Here is a 6,992-nt window from a genome sequence, read left to right as displayed (position 1 = left end):
CAGGTACGATGGACGGCACGGTGGAAACCCGCGTTGAACGCGTTCGCCATCACCTTCGCCGATCGCTGGCCCGCCAGCGAGAACCAATAACCAAACCGCCAGTTACACACTTAATGGGACAGTCCCCGAAGAGCTCGTTAATCATCAAGGTGGACCCAAAGGGGCGGGATCGTCGTTGACAATCCCGCCCCTTTGGGTTCAGCGTTGCTCAGCGGCGGCGCATGGCCTACTTCATGAGGTTGCGCAGCACGTACTGGAGGATGCCGCCGTTGCGGTAGTAGTCCGCCTCGCCAGGAGTGTCGATGCGCACAACCGCGTCGAATTCGGTCTTGGAGCCGTCCTGATGCGTGGCGGTGACGTGCACGGTCTTCGGCGTTTCCCCGGCGTTCAAAGCCTCAATGCCGTCGATGTCGTACGTTTCGGTGCCGTCGAGGCCGAGCGACGTGTAGCTTTCGCCGGCCGGGAACTGCAGCGGCAGCACGCCCATGCCGATCAGGTTGGACCGGTGGATGCGCTCGAAGCTTTCGGTGATAACCGCCTTCACGCCGAGCATGAGCGTGCCCTTGGCCGCCCAGTCGCGCGACGATCCGGTGCCGTACTCCTTGCCGGCGAGGACGACCAACGGCGTGCCGGCGGCCTTGTAGTTGAGCGACGCGTCGAAGATCGTCGACGGTTCGCCGGTCGTGAAGTCGTAGGTGAAACCGCCGGGCGTGACCTCGTTGCCGGTGGAGGCGAGCAGGAGGTTGCGCAGGCGGATGTTGCCGAACGTGCCGCGCACCATGACCTCGTGGTTGCCGCGGCGGGAGCCGTAGGAGTTGAAGTTCTTCGGTTCGACGCCGCGCTCGGTCAGGTACTTGCCGGCCGGGCTGGACGCCTTGAACGCGCCCGCCGGGGAAATATGATCCGTGGTGACGGAGTCGCCGAGCAGCGCAAGCACGCGGGCGCCGTGGATGTCCGAAACCGGATCCGGCACGGCCTTCATGCCGTCGAAGAACGTCTGGCGGCGCACGTACGTGGACTTCGGGTTCCATTGGAACAGTTCGCCTTCGGGCACGTCGAGGCCCTTCCAGCGATGGTCGCCCTCGAACACGGACGCGTAGTCCTTGAGGAACATCTCGCGGCTCACGGTGCCGTTGACCACGGCGGCGACCTCCTCGTTGGTCGGCCAGATGTCCTTCAGATACACGTCGTTGCCGTCGGGGTCCTTGCCGAGCGGCTGCGAGGCGAAGTCGAAGTCCATCGTGCCGGCGAGCGCGTATGCGATGACGAGCGGCGGCGAGGCGAGGTAGTTCATCTTGACATCCGGGCTGATGCGGCCTTCGAAGTTGCGGTTGCCGGACAGGACGGCGGTGACGGTCAGATCGTTCGCGTTGATCGCCTCGCTGATCTCGGGCAGCAGCGGACCGGAGTTGCCGATGCAGGTGGCGCAGCCGAAGCCGACGAGCTCGTAGCCGAGCCGGTCGAGATCGTCCTGCAGTCCCGCGGCCTTGAGATAGTCGGCGACGACCTGCGAGCCGGGTGCGAGCGAGGTCTTGACCCACGGCTTCGGCGTAAGGCCCTTGGCGACCGCGTTGCGGGCGATCAGACCGGCCGCGATCATGACGGACGGGTTGGACGTGTTCGTGCACGAGGTGATGGACGCGATCGCCACATCGCCGTTGGTGAGATCGAAATCACCGCGGAAGTCGGTGGATACGGCGACCGGCTCCTTCACGGTCTTCTCGGTCTCGTAGGCCGGCAGCGTGTCCTCGAACGTCCGCTTGGATTCGGACAACACGATACGGTCCTGCGGGCGCTTCGGTCCGGCGATCGACGGCACGACGGTGGACAGGTCGAGCTCCTCGTATTCGGAGTACTGCGGTTCGACGTAGTCCGGGTCGGACGCGTCTCCCCACAGCTTGTTGGCCTTCGCGTACGCCTCGACGAGCGCGACCTGCTCGTCCGAACGGCCGGTCAGACGCAGGTAGTCGAGCGTGACCTGATCGATCGGGAAGATGCCGCAGGTCGAGCCGAATTCGGGGCTCATGTTGCCGATGGTGGCGCGGTTGGCAAGCGGCACGGACGCGATGCCGTCGCCGTAGAATTCGACGAACTTGCCGACGACGCCGTGCTTGCGCAGCATGTCGGTGATGGTGAGGACCACGTCGGTGGCGGTGACGCCCTCGGGGATGGAGCCGGTGAGCTTGAAGCCGACGACGCGCGGCACGAGCATGGAGATCGGCTGGCCGAGCATGGCCGCCTCGGCTTCGATGCCGCCGACGCCCCAGCCGAGCACGCCGAGGCCGTTTTCGGTGGTGGTGTGCGAGTCGGTGCCGACGCACGAATCGAGGTAGGCGAGCTGGCGTCCGCGCTCCCCCGCCTTCGTCATGATGACCTTGGCGAGATATTCGATGTTGACCTGGTGGATGATGCCGGTTCCCGGCGGCACGACGCGGAAGTTGCGGAACGCCTGCTGGCCCCAGCGCAGGAACTGGTAGCGTTCGCCGTTGCGCTGGTATTCGATGTCCATGTTCTGCTGGACGGCGTCGGCGACGCCGTACTTATCGATCTGCACGGAGTGGTCGATGACCATGTCGGACTGGACCTGCGGGTTGATGACCTCGGGGTCGCCGCCGAGCTGCTTGACGGCGTCGCGCATGGTGGCGAGGTCGACGATGCACGGCACGCCGGTGAAGTCCTGCATGACGACGCGGCTCGGCGTGAACTGGATCTCGTGGCTGGGTTCGGCGTTCGGATCCCAGTCGAGCAATGCCTTGACGTGCTCGTCGGTGATGTTCGCGCCGTCGATGTTGCGCACGAGGTTCTCGACGAGCACTTTGAGCGAGTACGGCAGATGGTCGATGCCGGGCAGGTCGGCAATCGAATAATAGTCATAGTCCGTGCCGTTCACGCTGAGCGTGGACAGCTGATCGTCGCGTACGGACATGTTCCCTCCGGCTTCTAGGACTGTAATCGGTAACGTCGCCGATTATCTGCCCCTCACAATACCGGCATGTTACCTTGGCTCTGGCGTGTCGGCTTGCCATGTGAGATAATCCGCGCCGCGATCGCGACGATCACGTGGCACAGCACGAACACGACGGCGGCCAGCAATAGTGCGACGGAGGTGGCGGTGATCTCGCGTCCGGTAGGCACCTGCAGCGCGAAGAAGTTCGCGACGAACGGCACGAACATGCCGATCACGCCGGCCGACGCGAATGCGGCGACAAGGACGCCGCGCCACGAGTTGAGCGGCCGCGCGACGCGGGCGAGCACCAGCACGCCGAGCACGAACACGATGATCGCGTTCGTGGCACGCAGCTCGGCCAGGTCGGCCATGCGTTCCACGTTCCAGCCCATGACGCGAGGCAGGATCCACGACGAGCAGAGCACCGCCAGCGCGATCGCGAGCCCACCGGGCAGGGCGAAGCGCACGACGCGTCTGAGGAAGCCGGGCAGGTAGCGGCGCGTGTTCGGCGCGAGCGCGAGGATGAACGCCGGCATGCCGATCGTGAGCGCGCCGATGTACGTGATGTGCCGCGGCAGGTACGGGAACGGGATGGCGGTGAGCACCACGCCGAGCGAAATGAGCGCCGAGTACACGGTTTTGACGAGGAAGAGGCTGGCGACGCGTTCCATGTTGGCCATGACCTGACGGCCGCGCGCGACCACGTCGGGCAGATGGCTGAATTTCGAGTCGACGAGCACGACCTGCGCGACGGCCTTGGTGGCGGGCGCGGCGTTGCCCATGGCGATGCCGAGGTCGGCCTCCTTGATGGCGAGCGCGTCATTGACGCCGTCGCCGGTCATCGCGACGACGTGGTCGTCCACGTGCAGGGCCTGCACGATGGCTTTCTTCTGGTCCGGCAGGACGCGGCCGAGCACGTCGACGGTTTCGAGCGTGCGGGCAAGCTCGTTGATGTCGTCCGGCAGGTGCCGCGCGTCCATCGCGACGGGCGTGCGGTCGCCGGTGAGCCGGACCTTGGCCGCGATCGCGCCGACCGTGGCCGGATTGTCGCCCGAGATGATGCGGCAGCGCACCCCCTGCTCCCGGAACCACGCGAGCGTGTCTTCCGCGTCCGGGCGGATCCGCTCCGCGCACACCACCAGCCCCACCGGCCTCGCCTGCGCGTTCACCGCCATCTTCTCGGCTCCCTCGGCTGAGGGAGCTGGCACGGCCGCAGGCCGTGACTGAGGGAGCGTACACTCGACCACCTCAGAAGTCACTTTCGCAATCAAGAGCACGCGGTTGCCGTCTTCGGCAAGCGCGTTCACCTGCGCGAGCACGCTCGTATAATCCCCGTCAAGCGCGCCCAGCAGCACTTCCGGCGCACCCATGTACCACGTCGCACCGTCACCGTACGTCACCGCGCTCCACTTGCGTGCGCTGGAAAACGGCACGCGCGCCGCAACCGGCCCGGCTTCGAATCCTTCCCCACGCAATCCGGCGAGCACCGCCTGTCCGGTGCCGTTCGGCTGTTCCTCGTTCGCCAGATCGTACAGCGCCTGCTTCGCCGTACGCTCGCCGTCACCGTCGTCATCGCCGCTGTTGCCGCGATCATCGTCGCGTCCGGCAACGGCAGCGTCGCCGAGCATCACCACGCGATCGAACGCGATCCCGCCGTCGGTCACGGTGCCGGTCTTGTCCAGGTTCAGGCAGTCCACGCGGGCGAGCGTCTCCACCGACTCGAGTTCCTGCACGAGCGTGTCGTGCCGGGCCAGCCGCATGGCCGCGATCGCGAAGTTGAGCGACGTGAGCAGCACGAGGCCTTCCGGGATCATGCCGACCACGCCGGCCACGGCCGAGACGACCGCCTGCCGCCACGCGCCGGTCGACAGGGCGACCGACCATCCGCCGACAGTCTGGATCTGCGACCAGATGAGCAGCGCGCACAGCGGCACCACTAGGAACGTCATGAATTTGAGAATCGTGTTGATGCCCTTGTTCAGGTCGGACACGGTTTTCTTGTACGCCTTGGCCTGTGCAGTGAGCCCGGCCGCGTACCCGTGGTCGCCGACCGCGGTGACGCGCGTCAGCGCCATGCCGGAGACGACGGTCGAACCGGAGTATACCGGGTCGCCGGGCCGTTTGCGCACGGTGCGCGATTCGCCGGTGAGCATCGATTCGTCGAGTTCGAGCCCATACGTGTCGACGACTTCGGCGTCGGCGGGCACCTGGTCGCCGGAACGCAGCCACAGCAGGTCGTCGAGCACGATGCCGTCGTGGGAGACCGTCATGTCCTGTCCATCGCGACGGACGACGTAGTCGGCGGCGACGAGGATGGACAGCTTGTCGAGCGTGCGCTTGGCCTTGAGCTCGGTGACGATGCCGATGCCGGTGTTGATGAGGATCACGAAGCCGAACACCGCGTCCTTCCACGACCCGGTGAGCAGCACCATGACCATGGCGGCGAGGATGATGCCGTTGAACAGGGTGAACACGTTGGCGCGCACGATGTCGGCGACGGACCTCGACGTGGAGGTTTTCACCGTGTTGACGCGCCCGCTGGCGACGCGTTCGGTCACTTCGCGGCCCGTGAGGCCGGTTTCGTCCGTGTGCGGCATGGAAAGACTCGCGTTCATGCCCACCACACTACCGCCCGTGCCGACATACGTCACCGGTATTGGCCGGACGCCGTGGTGACGACGATGTCGCGGCCGTGCGGCCGGTCGTTGATGATGTCGGCGAGCGTTTTGGCGAGCGACGTCGCGTTCGCGGCGTGGTCGTCGACGTGCAGGGCCGCGGCGTACAGCGTGTCGTCGTCGGGAGGCGTGATCGGGTCGATCAACGCGACGGGGATGCCGGCGCTGCGGGCGAGGCCGAGCGCGTCGCTCCATGCGTCCGCATCGTCGCCGTCGGCGTTGACGGAGTTCACGACGATGACGTACGCACGGCGGTCGATCATGTCGGAAATGCCCTGCCGTGCGGCGTCGACCGGCCGTTGCGTGTCGGCGACGGACACGTATACGGCCTTGACGCCGGCGCGGTCGAGCGCGTCGATGACGCGCGTGTCGGACGTTCCGGCGACGTCGGGATGCGTGGAGCCGATGATGCCGACGAGCACGTCGACGCGCGGCTCCTCGTTGTGCGCGACGGCGGGCGCGGTGTCCTGCGTGTCGCCCACGGCCACGCCTGCCGGCTCGCACGCGGCCAGTGGCAAGCATGCGGCCAGCACGGCCGCCGCGGCGGCGAGTCGGCGAACGAAACGGCCTGCTGTCATCACGCGTGCTCCGCGCGGCGGAACAGGGCCACCGTTTCGACGTGGTGGGTCATCGGGTAGATGTCGAAGGCGCGCACGTCGGCGAGTTCGTAGCCGAGCGTGAGCAGCGTGCCCGCGTCGCGGCCGAGGCTGGTCGGGTCGCAGGCGATGTAGATGATCGACCGGGCGCCCGACGCGGCCATCTGGCGGCAGACCTTGGCGCGCGCGCCGGCGCGCGGCGGGTCGAGGACGATCAGGTCGGGGTGCGCGAGGTGCGCGGGCACGTTGGCAAGGGTTTTCGCCACGTCACCGCAGCGCGCGTCCACGTCGGTCAGGTTGAGGTGGCGCAGGTTGCGCTGCGCGTTCTTGACGGCGGTGCGGCCGCCCTCGACGCTGAGCATGCGCGTGCGCGGCGCGACGAGCGTGGCGAGCGGCAGCGTGAACAGGCCGGAGCCGGAGTAGAGGTCCCAGATGGTCGCGGCCGGCTGGTCGCCGATCTCGCGCCGGGCGAGGTCGATGACATGGTTGGCCAGCGCGACGGGCGCCTGCCGGTGAATCTGCCAGAAGCCGTTCGCGTCGACCGTGTATTCGAACGTGGTGCCGGCGACCGCCACCCGTTCGGTGAGCCGGTTGCTGCCGGCGACCAGTTCCCCGTCGACGAGCACGGCGTAGTTGTCACCGGTCGCGCGCCCGTCGCGCGGTTCGGGCACGGACAGGCGGATCTGTGAGCCGGGTTCGAGTCCGCCGTCCCACACGTGCTGCGCGTCGGCCACGGACAGCAGCGCATTCGTGGCGAGCGGCATGGTGTCGAGC

Annotated in this window: 4 protein-coding genes; all 4 read right to left on the bottom strand. The window is 67.1% G+C overall.

Annotated elements, in window-relative coordinates; translation table 11 throughout:
* Window positions 1-226: 226 nt before the first annotated feature.
* Window positions 227-2,926 carry an aconitate hydratase AcnA gene (gene acnA / locus KIH79_RS12465; protein WP_219059666.1) on the bottom strand — a complete coding sequence of 900 codons (2,700 nt, stop codon included), beginning with the start codon at window positions 2,924-2,926 and terminating at the stop codon, window positions 227-229.
* A gap of 53 nt (window positions 2,927-2,979) precedes the next feature.
* Window positions 2,980-5,562 (bottom strand): cation-translocating P-type ATPase, encoded by a 2,583-nt coding sequence (locus KIH79_RS12460; RefSeq protein ID WP_219059665.1) that lies wholly within the window; start codon window positions 5,560-5,562, stop codon window positions 2,980-2,982.
* 32 nt (window positions 5,563-5,594) lie between these two features.
* Complete coding sequence (locus KIH79_RS12455; RefSeq protein ID WP_219059664.1) at window positions 5,595-6,200, bottom strand: type 1 periplasmic-binding domain-containing protein; 606 nt, start codon at window positions 6,198-6,200, stop codon at window positions 5,595-5,597.
* Window positions 6,200-6,992: class I SAM-dependent RNA methyltransferase (locus KIH79_RS12450; protein ID WP_219059663.1), on the bottom strand; the 793-nt coding region annotated here is incomplete at its 5' end. The genes KIH79_RS12450 and KIH79_RS12455, both read right to left, overlap by 1 nt.

The sequence above is a fragment of the Bifidobacterium miconis genome (assembly GCF_019331735.1).
GTDB classification, from domain to species: Bacteria; Actinomycetota; Actinomycetes; order Actinomycetales; family Bifidobacteriaceae; genus Bifidobacterium; species Bifidobacterium miconis.
This window is presented reverse-complemented; position numbering and strand designations above follow the sequence as displayed.